The 17732-nt window shown below is 45.5% G+C and carries 15 protein-coding genes; all 15 read left to right on the top strand.

Annotated features, from left to right (window positions below):
- The first annotated feature begins 16 nt into the window (after positions 1 to 16).
- Positions 17 to 895 carry a polysaccharide biosynthesis tyrosine autokinase gene (locus ACKF11_RS09355; RefSeq protein WP_407996848.1) on the top strand — a complete coding sequence of 293 codons (879 nt, stop codon included), beginning with the start codon at positions 17 to 19 and terminating at the stop codon, positions 893 to 895.
- 1 nt (position 896) lies between these two features.
- The gene (gene xrtB / locus ACKF11_RS09360; RefSeq protein ID WP_407996849.1) at positions 897 to 1802 is read left to right on the top strand and encodes an exosortase B; all 906 of its coding nucleotides are present in this window, start codon (positions 897 to 899) and stop codon (positions 1800 to 1802) included.
- A complete protein-coding gene (locus ACKF11_RS09365) occupies positions 1799 to 2485 on the top strand; it encodes an exosortase C-terminal domain/associated protein EpsI (RefSeq protein ID WP_407996850.1) in 687 nt (228 codons plus the stop codon). The genes xrtB and ACKF11_RS09365 overlap by 4 nt, the downstream gene beginning before the upstream one ends.
- A gap of 177 nt (positions 2486 to 2662) precedes the next feature.
- Positions 2663 to 3802: a glycosyltransferase family protein gene (locus tag ACKF11_RS09370; RefSeq protein ID WP_407996851.1), complete on the top strand. Its 1140-nt coding sequence runs from the start codon at positions 2663 to 2665 to the stop codon at positions 3800 to 3802.
- Positions 3799 to 5076, top strand: a complete 1278-nt coding sequence (locus ACKF11_RS09375) for an O-antigen polymerase (RefSeq protein ID WP_407996852.1) — start codon at positions 3799 to 3801, stop codon at positions 5074 to 5076. The genes ACKF11_RS09370 and ACKF11_RS09375 overlap by 4 nt, the downstream gene beginning before the upstream one ends.
- Positions 5048 to 6346 carry a glycoside hydrolase family protein gene (locus ACKF11_RS09380; protein ID WP_407996853.1) on the top strand — a complete coding sequence of 433 codons (1299 nt, stop codon included), beginning with the start codon at positions 5048 to 5050 and terminating at the stop codon, positions 6344 to 6346. Before ACKF11_RS09375 ends, ACKF11_RS09380 begins: the two co-directional genes overlap by 29 nt.
- A 125-nt stretch (positions 6347 to 6471) precedes the next feature.
- Positions 6472 to 7563 (top strand): glycosyltransferase family 4 protein, encoded by a 1092-nt coding sequence (locus tag ACKF11_RS09385; protein ID WP_407996854.1) that lies wholly within the window; start codon positions 6472 to 6474, stop codon positions 7561 to 7563.
- Positions 7564 to 7676: 113 nt separating this feature from the next.
- Positions 7677 to 8732, top strand: coding sequence for a glycosyltransferase (locus tag ACKF11_RS09390; protein WP_407997167.1), 1056 nt, complete (start codon positions 7677 to 7679; stop codon positions 8730 to 8732).
- A gap of 57 nt (positions 8733 to 8789) precedes the next feature.
- Entirely contained in the window at positions 8790 to 9956 is a 1167-nt protein-coding gene (locus tag ACKF11_RS09395; protein ID WP_407996855.1) for a nucleotide sugar dehydrogenase, read from the top strand.
- A 30-nt stretch (positions 9957 to 9986) separates the two neighbouring features.
- The gene (locus ACKF11_RS09400; protein WP_407996856.1) at positions 9987 to 10955 is read left to right on the top strand and encodes a glycosyltransferase family protein; all 969 of its coding nucleotides are present in this window, start codon (positions 9987 to 9989) and stop codon (positions 10953 to 10955) included.
- A 149-nt stretch (positions 10956 to 11104) separates the two neighbouring features.
- Positions 11105 to 12151, top strand: coding sequence for a nitroreductase family protein (locus tag ACKF11_RS09405; protein WP_407996857.1), 1047 nt, complete (start codon positions 11105 to 11107; stop codon positions 12149 to 12151).
- A gap of 25 nt (positions 12152 to 12176) precedes the next feature.
- Complete coding sequence (locus ACKF11_RS09410; RefSeq protein ID WP_407996858.1) at positions 12177 to 13625, top strand: lipopolysaccharide biosynthesis protein; 1449 nt, start codon at positions 12177 to 12179, stop codon at positions 13623 to 13625.
- Positions 13622 to 14827 carry a polysaccharide pyruvyl transferase family protein gene (locus ACKF11_RS09415; RefSeq protein WP_407996859.1) on the top strand — a complete coding sequence of 402 codons (1206 nt, stop codon included), beginning with the start codon at positions 13622 to 13624 and terminating at the stop codon, positions 14825 to 14827. Before ACKF11_RS09410 ends, ACKF11_RS09415 begins: the two co-directional genes overlap by 4 nt.
- Positions 14828 to 15000: 173 nt before the next feature.
- Positions 15001 to 16188 (top strand): acyltransferase family protein, encoded by a 1188-nt coding sequence (locus tag ACKF11_RS09420; protein ID WP_407996860.1) that lies wholly within the window; start codon positions 15001 to 15003, stop codon positions 16186 to 16188.
- 129 nt (positions 16189 to 16317) lie between these two features.
- On the top strand, positions 16318 to 17724 hold the full coding sequence (locus ACKF11_RS09425; RefSeq protein ID WP_407996861.1) for a mannose-1-phosphate guanylyltransferase/mannose-6-phosphate isomerase: 1407 nt from the start codon (positions 16318 to 16320) through the stop codon (positions 17722 to 17724).
- Positions 17725 to 17732 lie beyond the last annotated feature (8 nt).

The raw sequence follows: 17732 nt of genomic DNA on the forward strand, positions 1-17732 counted from the left end.
TTTGCAGGATATAGACATGACTAATGATGTGCTCAGCAACAATTCGATACCAGCGTTAAATGCGGATTTCAGCATTGGTGGTATGCTGCTCAAGATGGGCAAGATCACGCCTCAGGATGCAGAGCGTATCCTGCGTTTACAAAAGGAAAGAGGAATACGTTTCGGTGAAGCTGCCGAAAGTCTGGGTCTGGTGTCTGCTGCCGATATTAACTATGTGTTATCCAAGCAGTTTGCCTATCCTTACCTGATGGATGGGCGTGGTGATTTTTCCGAGAGCTTGGTGGCGGCTTATGACCCGTTCAGCATCAATGTGGAAAAATATCGCGCCATCCGCAGCCAACTTATGCTGTACTGGTTTACCCAGGGCAAGAAGAGCCTGACGTTTTCCAGCGTCTATGAAGGGGATGACACTAGCGACCTGGTAGCCAATCTGGGCGTGGTGTTTTCCCAACTGGGTGAAAAGACATTGATCATAGATGCCAATCTGGATAATCCACGCCAGAACCGCATTTTCAATATCAAGAGCTCCTCCGGCCTGTCAGACATTCTCGCGGGTCGTGTAAGCGATTATTCGTCTGCCATTACCAGGCTGGCAGAGTTTGAACATTTGTCCATCCTCTCATCCGGTACCATACCGCCCAATCCGCGCGAGCTTTTGGGTCGTGGTTTCCTCAAGCAGTTCATTGCCACTATAGGCAGTGAATATGACGCTATCCTGGTGGATGCGCCTGCTTTCGATCGTCATGCCGAGCCTCTGTCTGTTGCTAGTGCTACAGAAGGCGTTGTACTGCTGGCAAAGCGTCATGTGTCCAAAGCTAATGACTTGACGAAAGTGGTCGAGCAACTCTCCAATATCCGGGTGCCGGTTGTGGGCACGGTGTTGACTGAAAACTAAAATGAGTTTGAACCAGAGCATTGCTGTAGCCAGCAGCCAGGTAAGAAAGTATCAGCATGTGCTGCCGCTGCTGATTGGACTGCTGTTCCTGTTCGTGCCTACGTATCTCAATCTGATGAATACTGTCTGGCAGATGCAGGATCAGGCCCATGGTCCATTGATCCTGATGGTGGTGCTGTATTTGGTCTGGGTAGATAGGGAAATCCTGTTAGATCCTGCCAATATCAGGCAAAGTGGACGATGGCTAGGCATCCTGATCTTGGTGTTCGGCCTCCTAGTTTACATCATAGGCCGTTCACAGGATCTCCTGGTATTTGATGTGGGCTCGCAGATACCGGTCCTGGCGGGTTTGCTTTTGATCTTCTACAAGGCCAAAACCTTCAAGCGCTTCTGGTTCCCCTTGTTCTTCCTGTTCTTCATGATTCCGTTGCCGGGTTCCATGCTGGATGTGGTGACCCTGCCAATGAAGGTGGCGGTGTCCTATGTTGCCGAGCATGTGTTGTACTGGTTTGATTATCCGATTGCGCGTTCTGGGGTCATCATTCAGATCGGGCAATACCAATTGCTGGTGGCTGATGCCTGTGCCGGTATGCACACTTTGATTTCGCTGGAGGCGCTGGGCCTGCTTTATCTCAATATCGTCAGGCATGATTCCTTGGCCCGCAATCTGTTGCTGGCCTTGCTGATCATCCCCATCTCGTTCTCAGCCAACGTCATACGCGTGATTGTACTGACCCTGATCACCTATTACTTTGGTGATGAAATAGGCCAAGGGTTTGTGCACGGTTTTGCGGGTATCCTGCTGTTTGTTGTGGCCTTGACCCTGATCATTTCCGTAGACAGCCTGATTCAATATTTTGTTGGCAAACGTACAAAGCCTAAAAACAGGCTTGCAAAGCTGATATGAGCATCAAACTAATCAACATCCTGGCCGTATGCATGGTGGTGAGCTCCGGTATTGCGCTGGCGCTGACACCTGATCTCAGCTCCGTGCGTGCAGATCCTCAACTCGAAACCTTCGTGCCCAGCAGTTTTGGCCAATGGCAGGAAGTGAAAACTAACCAGATACAAATGGACCTCACAGTCAGAAGAGATGGCGAACCCAGCATCGATAACCCTTATGACGAAGTGCTCATGAAGAGTTATGCCAACGACAAGGGGCAAGTCATCATGTTAGCCTTGGCCTACGGCAAAATGCAACGTCAGGAAGTCAAGGTTCACAGACCCGAGCTCTGCTATACAGCGCAAGGTTTCTCCATTCGCAATCAACAGGACACGTTGGTGGATGTTGGTGGTAATTCGGAAGCCATTCCATCCAAGGCTTTGCTGGCTGGCTCCAGGCAGCGCGAGGAATTGGTGCTGTACTGGATCAGGATTGGCAATCTGATCAGCAGCAGTGCCTGGCAAACCCGACTTCACATTGTAGAGCAAGGCTTAAAGCACCAAGTGGTGGACGGCATACTTGTCAGAACCTCACAAATATTGGGTGAGGATGATGCCGGGCAGTCATTGCAGCTGCAAAAGCAGTTTCTGCATGATCTGGTTCAGGCGGTGCCTGCGGATAAACGCAAGTACTTGATACCTTCCTAAACAGTATTCCTACTTGTTGTCTCGCAGGTGCTGATGAAGTTGAGGCAATGTTTTAATCGGGTATCCCCGATTAACTAGTTATTTTGGCGAGAACTAAGCTAGACAAGTGCTTGCCCTCTGGCAGCACCTAATTATTCGTCATTGCTTGGCTATCTTGTGTATTCATAGGGATAAGGTTTGAAGATATTATTTCTAAGTCATACTGCAGCTGGTGGTGAGTTTGTAGTTGGTTCACATCAGCTATCCAAGCAGTTTGCTTTGCAAGGACATAGTGTCGTCCATTTAAGCCCACCCATCACGCCTGCCCACGTGGCGCTCTGGCGCAAGCCCTTTGAAGTGAAAAGATTCAAGCGCTGGTGGCGCTCGGGTGATGTCATCAACCAGGCGCTGGATGTGATTCCAGCTTCCATCCTGCCCTGGGGGCTTGCCAATAAACTGGCGGTCCCGACTTCAGTGTTTGGATTTTTCCTGAAGTTTTCCGCTTTGCGTCAGCTGAAACGACACGACTTTCTTGAGCCTGACATCGTACTGATTGATGAGCCTAGGCTGGTTTATCTGCTGCAGTATTTCCCCAAAGCCAAGATTGTCTATCGTCCGACAGATGTCTACCACGAGATCAGGAACGACCCCAGCATCATTGAGGCAGAAAAGCGCGTGATTGCTCATGCACGGCATTTCATTGCCACCTCTGAACCGGTCAAGCAGCATCTGCACGGACTGGGCGTCAATGACGTATTGCTGTTGCAAAATGGTGTCGATCTGGAGCATTATCTGCAGTTTGAGCATCAGGAATTGAGCTTGCCTCCTGCGCCGCGCGCACTTTACGCCGGGGCTTTGGATCACAGGTTTGGCTTCGGCATTCTGAGACTGATTGCCCAGGAGAATCCCCAAGTGTCATTCCTGATGGCGGGGCCTGTCGAAGATAAATACAAGGCTGAGTTTGCGCCGCTTGCCAATGTGCATTTCCTGGGCCATGTGAAGTATGCGGCGCTGCCTAATCTCATGCAGCATTGCCAGTTTGGCTTGCTGCCATTGTCTGGTCATCCTTCCAATGCCGGGCGCAGTCCCATGAAATTGTTTGAATATGCAGCCATTGGCCTGCCTGTAGTTTCCAGTAAAACGCCAGAGCTTGAGCGCAGGGCTTTGCCTTTTGTATTGCTTGCGGAAACCCCGCAGGAATTCAACCAGAAATTACAGACATTGCTCAGTGTTGATCTTGCCAGCTTAGCGCAACAAGCCAAAGAGATAGCGCTGGAAGAATCCTGGGCCAGCAAAGTCAGATGCATAATCAATTACCTCATTAAAGACACAAAATGATGCAAGATAAGCAATCAAAACCCCTTAGCGACATCAAAGTGCCGTGGTGGTTATCCCCACACGGGCTTTGTCTTGGTTTCCTGATCCCGATGATATTCCTGATCTGGGGCTTTGGTTCACTGGATTCGTCCACATTCACCATGCGTACGCATGTGTACCTGGACAGTTATTACATCATGCTGGCTTTGCTGGTAGTGCTTATCTGCGCTGTATCTGCATGGATGGGAAGTAAGATTAGTATTGGTATCCCTTCCGTTGAGGCTGGAAACGTTAATAATGCTTTGAGAGCATTAGGCTATATAGCAGTCCTTGCGTATATATATTGGTTTAAGGAGTTATTATTTAATCCTATCAATATCGTTCATATTTTTACCGGGGAAGGGCTTTCAAGGCGAGATATTGGGATGACTCAAGGAATTACCTCCTTAGTTAATTTTACTCCTATATTCGTATCTATTTATATTTATGCCAGATTTATAGCAAAGCTCAAGCTGAGTTTTGATGTCTTTTTACTTTTTATCGCAATAATCTTATTAACATTATTGCGGGTTTTTGCCTGGGCAGAGCGCCTAGCCTTTATTGAGATTTTGATACCCTTCGCATTGCTCGCAACTCGACAGGGGGCTTTTGATAGATTTAGATTCGTCAAGTTTTTCGTTACTGCAGGACCTTTTGCTGGTTTGCCAATTCTGGTTTTGTATTTTGGCCTGGCTGAATTCTTTAGATCTTGGAATGCTCCCGTTTACGCCGGCAAGACAGGTTTTTGGGAATTTGCGCTCGGCCGTATTGCTGCATACTATTATACTTCCTTGAACAATGGAGCCGGTATGCTTTCGACCTTACCATGGCCAACGTTTGAGTTTGAGAATGTTTTGAACTGGGTGCATAAATTCCCAGTCTTGGGTGGGATTTTTACTCATTATGTTGATATGAAGAACCTCAGCATTGGTTTATTTCTTAGTCGGTATGGAGATGATGAATTTAATAACCCTTCTGGTGTCTACTCAGTAATATTGGATTTGGGGCTGCCATTAGGCTTTGTTTATTTCGCAATCACTGCTTTTATTGCTGGCTTGCTCTTTCGTGGCTATTTGAGGGGGCATTTTGTTAGTGTTGTGTTATACCCCGCATTTTTCATAATGCTTCTTGAGATATTTCGTTATCCTTACTTGGGTACTTCCCGGGCCTTTACGGGATTTATAGGCATGATCATTGCTTACATTATTGTTAAGGGGGATTTTGGAAATGTTCGAAAAACGCCGGAAACTCATTAAGTCGTCGGTAATTTTGTTATTGTCCTATCTTGCTCCTAAAACCGCTTTTGCTGCAGCATCTCCAGTTTTAGGAAATAAAGATTTTATAAAGGAATTAGACGAAGTATTAGCTGGGAATAAAGATTTAGTTGAAGGTAATTATGAGATTACTAACCCTTTAACAATATCTTATAGAAGTGGTACTGCTAAGTTTTCTCCAAATTTTGAACTAAAATTACTGAACAATAGAGCAACAGGTATTGTTTTTTCTCGCTGCAGTAATCTGAAGCTGATAGGAGGCAGTTTTTCTCACAAAACTAACCCTGCAGGAAGAATTGGTCATGGAGGGATTCTGGAATTCAGCGGTTGTAACAATGTCGTCGTTCAAGACGGAGTTTATTTTCAAGCGCCAGCTACAGGCTTAATATTTACTTTGTGTAATGATTGTACTGCACAGAATATTCAAATATGGGATACATGGGCAGATGGTTTGCATTTCGCGAATTGTAATAACCCTATTGCATTAGATTATAGTTGTTTGAATACAGGCGATGATGGTCTAGCCTTTGTCAATTACGGCAAACATCCGGATGCCTCTGGAGGGTATGCAAATAATATTGTTGTAAATGGCTCATATGCTAGAGGAATAGCTATTATTGGCCAATCTAATGTGACTGTGGAAAGATTTTACGTTAATGGCACTTCAGGCGCTGGAGTTAAGATCGGTGCTGAAAGCTACTATAAAACTAGGATCCCATCCAATATTACTATTAAGAATGGTGTAATTGAAAATGCTGGACAATTCTGCGCTACAAAAGTTAATCCCCATGGTTTTTATTCAGAAAATTCATCTGGAAAAATTATTGCAGAAAATCTAAAAATTTCTAACGCAAAAGCTCATGGAACGCTCATCGCTAGACATGATGGTGATTTGATTCTTAAAAAGTTTGATTTATTGAATATCCCATCGAGTGGTATCACTGCAACTTGTGAAAACGCTGATATAAGTGATATCACAATGGCTAATATCGGGACATCGCCAATATATTTTGTAAAAGTAGCTAAAGCAGTTGTTTCAGATATTAAAGTTGGAACGTATGGAACCATTAATTCAAGTAATCCCCTGATATGGGCTACTCAAGCGCAAAGCTTGGTAGTTTCTAAAGTTCAATTAACAGCTCAACCTCGCTCGGTAGTAAGGATCGGAGGTTCAAACATTAATTATCATTCTGTGAATGATGTATCTTCCTTGGCAGGATTGAGTGCAAAGCTACTAGAAGATTTTAAATAAATTAAAGTATTTAGTAAACGGTACAATTGACACCATTATGATGTTATCAGTTTGAAAGTAATATAAAAATATAATGTTTTCAATTGTTAAGTTTCTTTTCATATATTGCATGCAGTGGGGTTTTTTTGATCATTTATATTAATGGACGTTTCTTGGGCAGACGTCTGACGGGCGTAGATAGATTTGCGCTGGAAATATTAAGGGCCATAGATGCGCTGCTAACGCATGCCCGTCCTGAAGTCATTAATCTGGAGTTTGTGATACTGGTTCCACCTGCCGCTGAGGTAAAGGAGTCATTCACCAATATGCGCATAGAATATGCAGGCTTTGGTGACGGACAGGTCTGGGAACAGCTAGGTATCCTGCCTTATTTATGGAAACGCCAGAGTCTTTTCATCAGCTTGTGCAACACCGGCCCGGTACTTTATCCAAAGCATCTGGTAGTGATTCACGATGCCGCAGTGTATCGTATCCCCCAGACCTTCTCCAGCAAATTCAGGCTGTGGTACAAAACACTGATGCCACTCTTGGGCCTGACTTCGCGTCATGTCATCACTGTATCGGAATTCTCTAAAGTCGATATCGCCAAATTCTTCCGCGTGCCTGCCAAAAAAATCAGTGTGATTTCCGAAGGAGGCGAGCATATCCAGGCGCAACAGGCAGACGTTGGTATTCTGGAAAAATTTAATTTGGTGGCCGGGCAATATGTGCTGGCGGTCAGCAGTCAGGCACCGCATAAAAACTTCCCGCTGATACGCCAGGCGCTGGATCATATCAAGAACCAGAAAATTGATGTGGCGATTGCCGGCGGCAGCAATGCCAAAATATTTGACAGTGTGCAGGTAGAGTTTTCCCAGCGGGTCAAGTTGCTGGGTTATGTCAGTGATGCCGAGTTACGCGCACTCTACGAAAATGCCATGTGCTTTGTGTTTCCATCCCTTTACGAAGGCTTTGGCATCCCACCGCTTGAAGCCATGTACTGCTCATGCCCTGTTTTTGTGTCTGATGCAGCGTCTATCCCCGAAGTATGCGCTGATGCTGCCCTCTATTTCTCTCCAACGGATGCCTTGGCCCTTGCCCGACATATTGACGAGGTCGCGGAAAACCCTGGCTTGAGAGCTACTTTGGCTGAACGTGGCAAGGTTCATGCTAGTAAATTTACATGGCAACAATCTGCGTTATCGCTATTGGATGTGATTGAAAAAACGCGGCGATAGCGCTGCTACATGAATCTTGTACTGCTGTGCAATCTGGCAGTTCTCAGGGAGTTTACTTGACTACAACAACTAAAATTCGCGTATTGCATGTGGCTGAGGTGCTGAAAGGCGGCATGGCGACCTATCTGGATGAGGTGCTGAAATTCCAAGGCAGTCATGAAGCCTTCCATGTGCCGTCCATTCTGGTTCCTGATGCGCATTTGCCTTATCTGCACCACGCAGCGAATGCCAATGTCCACACCTTTGCCAATGTCGGCAACCGTATCTTGAATTTATTGCAAGTGGCCAAAGCCTTGCTGAAATTACAACCGCTGCAGCATTTTGATGTGATTCATGTGCATGGTACTTTTGCGGGGGTGACTGCCCGCCTGCTTTATGGCTGGCGCAGGGGCAATACAAAATTGGTCTATTGTTCCCATGGCTGGGCGTTTGATCGTCGTTCCGCGCAGTGGAAAAATTCGCTGATAGGTCTGGTGGAAAAGAGTTTGTCACGGCTGACGGATAAAATCATTTGCATCTCGAGACATGATTTTAGGACGGCACGGCAACATGGGATTGATGAATCCAAGCTGTTACTGGTCAAGAACGGTGTGTCGGATGCGGAGGTTGTGCAATCAACTCAGGATATCCAGTGGCCTCAGGGCAAGATTCGCCTGCTGTATGCCGGCCGCTTTGACCGGCAGAAAGGCATAGATGTGCTGCTGGCTGCCTTGCAGCATGTCGATGCGCGCATTCATTGCTTTGCCGTGGGGGACGCTTCACTGGGAGATATTGATCTGGGCATCAAGCCTGACAATGTCAGTTACACCGGCTGGCTGGCGCCCAAGGATCTGCAGGCTTATATGGCGAGTTGCGATGTGTTTATCATGCCTTCGCGCTGGGAAGGTTTTGGCCTGGCTGCACTGGAAGCCATGCGTGCAGGCAAGCCTGTGATTGCCACCGATGTGGGCGGCTTGCCTGAATTGGTCGAGAACAAAGTGAATGGCTTTGTCATCCCGGCAGATTCGCCAGTGGCCTTAAGTATTTGCCTGAACGAATTGGATGCTGAAACGCTCAAGCTCATGGGCATCAATTCCAGGAAAAAGTATGAACTGGAGTTTTCTGCGCTGACCATGAACCAGAAAATTTTGAATCTGTACCAGACATTGCAACAAAATTTGACACCTTGAAGGGCGTTGCACCTTTTATTGAAGTTTTTATTACCTTAATTTTAGCGAAAGACACTTATGAAGATTGCGGTTGCGGGAACAGGATATGTGGGTTTGTCCATTGCAGTACTTCTGGCACAACACAACGAAGTGATTGCTTTGGATATCGTCAATGAGAAAGTTGATCAGATCAACAACAAGATTTCCCCGATTGTGGATAAGGAAATCGAGCACTATCTCAAGAATGTGCCGTTGAACCTCAAGGCTACGACCAACAAGCAAGAAGCCTATGAAAATGCGGATTTTGTGGTGATTGCGACGCCTACGGATTATGATCCGGTCACCAGTTACTTCAACACTTCCTCGGTAGAGGCCGTCATCAAGGATGTACAGGCGATTGCGCCCAACGCCACCATGGTGATCAAGTCCACCATTCCTGTCGGCTACACCAAAATGATTTCCGAGAAACTGGGTGTGGATAACCTGATTTTCTCCCCAGAATTCTTGCGTGAGGGCAAGGCGCTTTACGATAATCTTTACCCTTCGCGTATTGTCATTGGTGAAATTTCTGACCGCGCACAAGTATTCGCCAATCTACTCAATGCTGGTGCAGTAAAAGAAGATATTCCGGTGCTGTTGACCAACAGTGCTGAGGCTGAGGCCATCAAGCTATTTGCCAACACTTTCCTGGCCATGCGCGTGGCTTATTTCAATGAGCTGGACACCTATGCTGCCACCCACGGCCTCAATACACGCCAGATTATAGATGGGGTTTGCCTGGATCCACGTGTGGGGGATCACTACAACAATCCTTCGTTTGGCTATGGTGGTTATTGCCTGCCCAAGGACACCAAGCAGCTCTTGGCTAATTACGACAATGTGCCGCAAAAACTCATCAACGCCATTGTGGATGCCAACACTACGCGAAAAGATTTTATTGCGCAAAGCATCATCAAGCGTGACCCCAAGGTGGTGGGCATCTACCGCCTGATCATGAAGGCGGGCTCGGATAACTTCCGTGCTAGTTCAATCCAGGGTGTCATGAAGCGCATCAAGGCACGCGGTATCAAGGTGGTGGTGTTTGAACCTGAGCTGAAGGAAGATCATTTCTTCAATTCTGAAGTCATCCGCAATCTGGACGAATTTAAAAAGATTTCAGATGTCATCGTCGCCAATAGAAGGGCACAGGATTTGGCCGATGTGGATGAGAAAGTCTACACGCGAGATTTGTTTGGCAATGACTAGCCTCATTGAAAAGGGTGTTTGGATAACAACATGAGAATATTATTTTCTCCAGCCACGGCGAGTAATCAATATATCGCGAACATGATTGCGTTGATTAACAGCCTTGAGCCTGCCCGTGTCGAAACTCAATCCAGATTGAACCCTGGTTTTATCTTGCGCAATACTTTCAACCGCTATGATTACATCATCATCAACTGGCTGGAAAACAGCTTGGTGGGGAAAAACAAGTCGCTGGATTTATTTTCGGTAGCAAGGTTCCTGTTTAAGTTTTTTATCTACAGGATCATGGGCAGGAAGCTGATTTTTGTCCGGCACAATATTTACCCTCATGCCTTGAAAGGCCGTCAGGCAGCGATAGCGACCTGGATCATTGAAACAGCGATCAAGCTCTCGACGATCTCTGTTGTACATTCAGGCCATCTTGAGAGTGAAAGGGCGAAATACATACCGCATCCCCTCTATAAGGTAAACGCACAGCCTAAAAGCCAAGGCAGTGATTACTATGTAATTTTCGGCAGAATTGTTGAATATAAGGCTATCCATAAATTACTGGAAAGCTGGGGGTCACAGCGTCTTGTTATTGCCGGCCTCGTTGAGGATCAGGCTTATGCTGCCAAGCTACAATCCATTATTCAGTCCAGGGGACTCAGCAATGTTGAATTGCGTGCTGAATTTCTTTCCGAGGCCGAGGCTGAGCAATTGGTGGCAAACAGCAAAGGCTTGATTCTTTCACATTGCGATGCCGATATGATCGTCAGTGGCAGCTTCTTCTTTGCTGCCAGTTTGGGTGTTCCTGTATTTGCGATGGCAACCCCATTTTTCCAGTGGTTGAAGCATGATCAAGGCTATCAAGGATTGCATGTGTTCACATCATTGCAGGCAATGACTGCAGGGATATCAGCAGCGACTGCAGAGGAAAAAATCACCATATCTGCCTCTGCCCAGCGTTTATTTGGGAATGATGAGGTAGCTAAAGCCTTGAGTAAGGTATTACATTGAGTATGTGATTTGGCCCGAGTGCGAAGCTATAACTGAAGTATAAAATTTCAGTGAATATAGTACTTGAAATTTTAACAGGCATTAAACGTATTTGATACTGACATATATTCTCCGATTGTTGGTCTATATTGGTAATTAAGAGATGAGCGATGAGTGCAAACACTGTGGTTAATAGTTTGAAACCCTTACTGTTCAAGATTCCAGGGCTACAAAATAACCTTAGAAAATATAAAGAGTATTATGGAAACTTGAAAACTAGATTCATCAGCTACAAGAAAGATTTTGTTGATGATTGGAAGTACTTGGGTTGGCGCAGAACCGGCGTTAATTACTGGAAGTTGAGTTCCGAGCTGATATTTTATTACCACAAGTTGGAGAAAGGTTTGTGCTTGCCTCCTGAAAACAGAAGATGGTTCGGCGTGCTTGCTGCCGAAAAAACTTTACATCTTTTGTATGAGTGGGAAAGGGTAAATCTCCCTAAAGATGCGGCAGTTTATCAGGCTGCTTGTGCTGTACTCCAAGCTTACTGGGTGTTTGCCAAGAGCATTTCTGACACGAATGCCGAAGCAAAAGCCATGGCAACCAAATTGGAATTCTTTCTGCAATCGCGCAGTTTTGATGCCCAATACCAAACACCGATTGGATTACAGCATGCGCCCTCAGGGTCATTTGATGTATTACACCAATTGTCCTTGAGCAGACGTAGCACGCGTAATTTCCTCAGTAAGCCAATTGACCTTGAATTAGTGACTAAGGCGGTAGAGGTAGCACAACTAAGCCCTTCTGCGTGTAATAGGCAGCCTTGGAAAATCCATATTTATTCTAAGCGTGAAGATATAGATAGCATGCTGGCCTTGCAAAATGGCAATCGAGGTTTTGGGCACAAAGTGCCAATGTTGGCGGTAATGTGTTGTGATTTGGGATCTTTTTTTGACTCTACAGAGCGATTTGAACCACATCTAGATGGCGGGTTGTTCCTTATGAGTTTCATTTTGGCCTTGCAAGCACAGGGAATAGCTTCTTGTTGCCTGAACTGGTGCGTTAATCCAGATAAAGACAGCAAGGCGCATGAGGTTGGAAATATTTTGCCGAGTGAAAGAATTTTAACATTTTTGGCTGTAGGATATCCCGCAGAAAATGTACTTGTGCCTCTGTCAGCCAGAAGGCCTTTGGCTGACGTGCTAATCAAGCATTAATAACTAATTTAATGGTGTCATTCGTTTGAGCTTATCGAAAAAAGCCGCCCGAGGCGGAGTTGTGATGCTGTCAGGACAAATTGTGAAAGTGGTTTTGCAATTTTCCAGCCTTATTGTCTTGGCAAGATTACTGCAACCAGAGGATTTTGGTCTGGTTGCAATGGTGATTGCTATCTATGGTGTTTGTGATATTTTGCTGGACTTTGGATTATCAACTGCGTCTATCCAGGTTAAAGATATTTCCAAGGCTCAAATCAGCAATCTGTTCTGGGTTAATGTGCTGGTCGGGTTTATTTTTACCCTGATTTCATTTGAATCTGCTGGTTTTCTGGCTAGTTTTTATGGACAGGAAGAATTAATAAAAATTGCAGAGTTAATCTCTATTGTGTTCCTTTTCAATGGTATTGCCGCGCAATATAAAGCACAGTTAAATCGGAATTTTAAATTCTCCCAGATGGCAATCACGGATATTACAGCAGTCTTAGTTAGTGTTTGTATCGGTATCTATTTTGCCTACGCTGGATTCTCATACTGGGCTATTGTCTATCAGCAAATTGCCCAAGCATTGTTACAAATGTTGATGTATATTTTATTCGGGGGTTGGATCCCGTCTTTGCCATCCCGTAAAGTGCCAATCAAGCATTTCTTCAAGTTTGGATGGGGGCTGGCTGGCTCACAATTGATGGGATATTTTTCACGCAATGTGCCATCTATTCTCATTGGTAACCAGATTGGTGCAAGCCAACTAGGATTTTTTGACCGGGCAAACAAGTTGCTGATGCTACCTTTGAATCAGCTGAATGCACCATCATCTTCAGTGGCGGTTCCTGTACTTTCTAGACTGCAAGTTGAAGATCAGGATAAATACAATCGTTTCCTGTTATTTGGACAAAATATCATTGTACATTTGGTGGTCTTTTCTCTCGCGTTAACTTGCTGCCAGACCGAGCGGCTGGTGTCGCTGATATTAGGTAGTCAATGGGTGGAAATGGTACCTATATTTAGAGCATTGTCATTCGCTGGCGTGTTCCTGGCACTGAGTTACGCTAGTTACTGGGTATTCTTGTCCAAAGGTATCACTGGTTCACTTTTCAAGCTCGGAGTGGTCGGTAGGCCTATTTCCATCCTGATTACATGTTTGGGCTTACCTGGCGGTGTGATTGGAGTTGCATACGCGTATTCATTCGGACTTTTATTTAGCTGGCTTCTTGGGATTTTTTGGCTGAGAAATACGGGTATTCCAGCTAGGAGGATGATTGTTGATCCGCTGATCATGGCTTCTGTATATTATGGTGCCGCATTTATTTCTAACTGGACTATTGATCACTATATTTATTATGGTATTTACAACATTGTCATGGGGTGGGGCTTAATGTTGGCGATACTTTTGGTTTGCTATTTAATTGTGCCCAAGTTTAAACATGGCGTTAACATGCTCTTCGATGTGAAAAGTTATATTTGGAACAAAAAATGAAAAAGATCAAACAATTTATCTTCAAAATATTGGGCAGTGCTGATCTGAAATCCAAAGTAGCATCTATTATTAATGTGCTATTTGGCAATGTTATTAGGGATACGGATAGCAATGTTTCAGTTCTAATCCCGGCACCAGGGGGGGGTAACATTGGTGATCAGGCCATGTTGGAGTCCTTTCTGAAAAATATCGAAGGTAAGAAGTTGATTGTCAATACTCAATCCATCCCTCTCGATATTCCTGCTGAGTATTCAAGCAATCTTGAAGTCATTGAAATGCCTGGGTTGATATATGGGCATTTGTTCAGATTCTTCAAGGATTATTTCAAATTAAGAAAAATCATGGCATCTGCGCGTGCTTTGTACATCATCGGCGCAGATATTATGGATGGCGGCTACAATAAGGACGCCTCTGTCATGCGCTCCAACATTGCTACTTATTTTGTCCGAAATGACATTCCAGCTAGGGTATTTGGCTTTAGCTGGAATGGCAAGCCTGATCCAGCAGCGCTTGTTGCTATCAGAAACGCAGCTTTAAGCGGCGTTGTATTGTGCGTGCGCGACCCTGTTTCCTTCCAGCGTCTGCAAAATGCTGGCGTTCCCAATATCAGGCTGGTTGCCGATATGGTGTTTGCCAATGGCAACACCAAGTCAGCAGGCATTGAGGATGTGCTGGAATTCTGCGCTGGCAAGCGCATTGCGCTAGTCAATGCCAGCGGCTTGATTGCCAAGGATATTGATCAAATTGATGAATACAGCAAGGTGATAGACAAGCTGATAGGCCACGGTTTCAGTATTGTGCTTTTGCCGCATGTGATCAGGCCTGGCGCGAATGACTTGCCGGTTTGCCAGACTTTGTCAGAAAAATATCCAGCGGCCTTCCTGGTTGGTAGGTTGTTGCAGCCAGACCAGGTCAAGCGCCTGGCGCAGGAGGCAAAGATTGTAGTGACCGGACGTATGCATCTTTCCATCATGAGCCTGAATCAAAATATCCCATCTATCGTATTATCGACACAAGGCAAGGTAGATGGACTGATGCAGTTTTTTGAAACCGAAAAATTTTCGGTGGTCCCTGAAAAAGGTTTTTCAACTATCATTTGTAATCAAATTGATACTATCTGTGAAAATTATCAGGAGTACCATGCCTTGATTGCAAAAAATCTTGTCAATGTAAAACAGTTGTCCGAGAAAAATTTTCAATAAATTAAATTAACGATTGTTTGAAATAAATCATATCAGGGATGAGAACAAAATCGAATGGTTTTATTCTATTATCTGGTAGTAATGATTATTTAACTTTAAATTATTTCTTCCAATATTGCATACGAAAGGGAGAGGGCCAGGAAGGGTGAATATGCTGTTTCCTCTTAAGGATTATGTCTAAACTTTATAAGTTTCAGGTTCTGGAATCCCTGCGGGGATATATGGCATGGTGGGTTGTGTTGGGGCATGCTTTCCATCTGTCGGGTTTTTGGTATAAAGAAGAAGTCGATAAGTTTTTCGCCGACGGTGGCTTGCTTAGTTCCGTTGCCGCCAAAGTGTTAAGCTTGGTAATCAACCCTGAGCTTGCGGTCAATGTCTTCATTATATTGAGTGGGTTCGTCATTACGCATTTGTTGTTCACCAAAAATGAACCTTACACACATTTTATTTCCAGACGTTTTTTCCGTCTTTCCCCGGCTTTTTATGTGTCGATTGCGCTTGCCATTCTGGTGGTTGATCTCTATAAAGTGGCTTATACCGGTCTGAGTTTTTCCGGCGATACTTCAATGCGGCTGGCGCGATTGGTTGAACAAGACAATAACTTCCTGCTGCATTTATTCAATCACCTATTGATGATTCATAGCATTTTCCCGCAGGAAGTGATTCAGTTTTCTCCCACAACATTCTTGGCTCCGGCTTGGAGCATAGGGCTGGAGTGGCAGTTTTACCTGATCGCGCCCTTATTGCTGCCCTTGCTGGTGAAATCCGAGAAGTCCCTCATCATTGGGGTGGTGGTATTGCTGGGATTGCGCTTTGGCACGCATCATGTGCTCGATTTGAACTGGCAGCATAATTCATTCTTCTTCAAGGCCGTGGATTATTTCTTGGTCGGGATTCTAAGCAGGTTGATCATAGAGCGACTACAGCATGGGAAATATTACTTTGACGTGGTGATATTATTGGCTGGTTTATTGATACTGCAGGATAAATACAGCGCTTTTATCTGGTTGTTTATTCTGGGTGTTATCTTCCACGAGATGGGCTATCTGAGTATACAATCCTCGCTGGTGAAATCCGTGCTGAATATCCTGTTTTATAATAAGGTCATTACTAATATCGGCAAGTGGTCATACTCTACTTATCTGATTCATATTCCCTTGTTCTCCATTTTTGTTGGTGGTTATGCAGTGCTTAACAATCCGGCTGAGGTAACCCAGCAAACGGCATTACTTATTCTGTTTGCAAGTTTCCCAGTGATTCTGATTGTGTCCAACATCATGTACCACTTGATTGAGCTACCTTCGATGAATTTTATCTCGGCCAAGCTCAAGGAAAAGCGCATCACACAATCTGCTGAATGATAAAAGGGGTGATGCGCTGCTTAAAGCGATGGTCATGGAGTTGAGTTACTTAAGTTGTCATCAGGATTTTTCCGGAATCCATAGCAAAAATTTATCAGTTAAATAATCAATTAGTGATGGGATTGAAAAATGAAAATTGTTCCTGTATTACTTTCTGGTGGTTCTGGCACGCGTTTATGGCCACTTTCACGCGCTGTACTTCCCAAGCAGTTATTGCCTCTCGTTACTGACAGGACAATGCTGCAGGAAACCTTGCTCAGGGTTTCCAAATGGGCAGAGGTCGCCAATCCTGTGATTGTGTGCGGCAATGATCATCGCTTCCTGGTGGCAGAACAGTTGCGCGAAGTAGGTATTACGCCCAATTCCATTGTTCTGGAACCGGTTGCCCGGAATACAGCGCCTGCCATTGCAGCTGCTGCATTGCAGCTTCAAGGCCAGGATGTCTATATGCTGGTGTTGCCTGCTGATCATGTGATTAATGATGTGGAAAGCTTTGAGCAGGCTATCCATATTGCCTTGACTGCCGCTGCCGATGACAAGTTGGTGACTTTCGGCATCAAGCCTTCCAAACCTGAAACAGGCTATGGCTACATCAAGCTGGGCAATGAAAACTCCGCAGGCAGCTATCAGGTTGATCGCTTTGTGGAAAAGCCGGATCTCGCCACTGCCACTGAGTATGTTGCTTCTGGCGAATTCTTCTGGAATAGCGGCATGTTCTTGTTCAAGCCGGAATCTTTTCTCAAGCAACTCGACCTTCATGCGCCGGATATTGCTGCAGCAGTGAACAAGGCGGTCAGCAGTAGCTACAAGGACCTGGATTTTGTCCGGCTGGATGAGGCTCCCTTTGCCGAATCTCCATCTCTTTCCATTGACTATGCCGTGATGGAAAAAACTGATCATGCGGTGGTGGTGCCTGCGGATATCGGTTGGAGCGATGTCGGCTCCTGGACCTCACTGCAGGAAGTACAGGAATGCGATGCAGAGGGCAATGTTGCTCGTGGTGATGTCTATCTCAAGAACGTGCAAAACAGTCTGGTGAGGAGCGAGGGCCGCTTTGTGGCAGCCATAGGTGTCAAGGATTTGATCGTGGTTGAGACTAGTGACGCCGTGCTGGTTGCCAGTAAGGATGCTGCCCAGGATGTAAAAGAGGTGGTGGAGTACCTGAAGCAGAATGAGCGCTCCGAGCACAAGATACACCCACGGGCATACAGGCCCTGGGGCTGGTATGAAAGCATCGATATGGGCGACCGTCATCAGGTCAAGCGCATCATGGTAAAGCCGGGCGAAAAGCTATCCCTGCAAATGCATCACCACCGGGCGGAGCATTGGGTCGTGGTCAGTGGTTCCGCAATGATCACTGTGGATGGCAATACCAAGCTTTATAGCGAGAACCAATCCACCTATATTCCGATTGGTTCCACCCACAGGCTGGAAAATCCGGGCAAGCTGCCATTGCACTTGATCGAGGTTCAGTCCGGCAGTTATCTGGGCGAGGACGATATTGTGCGTTACGAGGATACCTACGGCAGGTCCTGACAGCTGTT

It is taken from the genome of Methylobacillus draconifructus (genome assembly GCF_045984385.1).
In the GTDB taxonomy this organism is placed as follows: domain Bacteria; phylum Pseudomonadota; class Gammaproteobacteria; order Burkholderiales; family Methylophilaceae; genus Methylobacillus; species Methylobacillus flagellatus_A.

Bases quoted from the DNA above. Each gene is read 5' to 3' on its own strand.
- ACKF11_RS09355 (WP_407996848.1), top strand. From the start codon at position 17: ATGACTAATGATGTGCTCAGCAACAATTCGATACCAGCGTTAAATGCG.
- xrtB (WP_407996849.1), top strand. From the start codon at position 897: ATGAGTTTGAACCAGAGCATTGCTGTAGCCAGCAGCCAGGTAAGAAAG.
- ACKF11_RS09365 (WP_407996850.1), top strand. From the start codon at position 1,799: ATGAGCATCAAACTAATCAACATCCTGGCCGTATGCATGGTGGTGAGC.
- ACKF11_RS09375 (WP_407996852.1), top strand. From the start codon at position 3,799: ATGATGCAAGATAAGCAATCAAAACCCCTTAGCGACATCAAAGTGCCG.
- ACKF11_RS09380 (WP_407996853.1), top strand. From the start codon at position 5,048: ATGTTCGAAAAACGCCGGAAACTCATTAAGTCGTCGGTAATTTTGTTA.
- ACKF11_RS09390 (WP_407997167.1), top strand. From the start codon at position 7,677: ATGGCGACCTATCTGGATGAGGTGCTGAAATTCCAAGGCAGTCATGAA.
- ACKF11_RS09395 (WP_407996855.1), top strand. From the start codon at position 8,790: ATGAAGATTGCGGTTGCGGGAACAGGATATGTGGGTTTGTCCATTGCA.
- ACKF11_RS09400 (WP_407996856.1), top strand. From the start codon at position 9,987: ATGAGAATATTATTTTCTCCAGCCACGGCGAGTAATCAATATATCGCG.
- ACKF11_RS09405 (WP_407996857.1), top strand. From the start codon at position 11,105: ATGAGTGCAAACACTGTGGTTAATAGTTTGAAACCCTTACTGTTCAAG.
- ACKF11_RS09415 (WP_407996859.1), top strand. From the start codon at position 13,622: ATGAAAAAGATCAAACAATTTATCTTCAAAATATTGGGCAGTGCTGAT.
- ACKF11_RS09420 (WP_407996860.1), top strand. From the start codon at position 15,001: ATGTCTAAACTTTATAAGTTTCAGGTTCTGGAATCCCTGCGGGGATAT.
- ACKF11_RS09425 (WP_407996861.1), top strand. From the start codon at position 16,318: ATGAAAATTGTTCCTGTATTACTTTCTGGTGGTTCTGGCACGCGTTTA.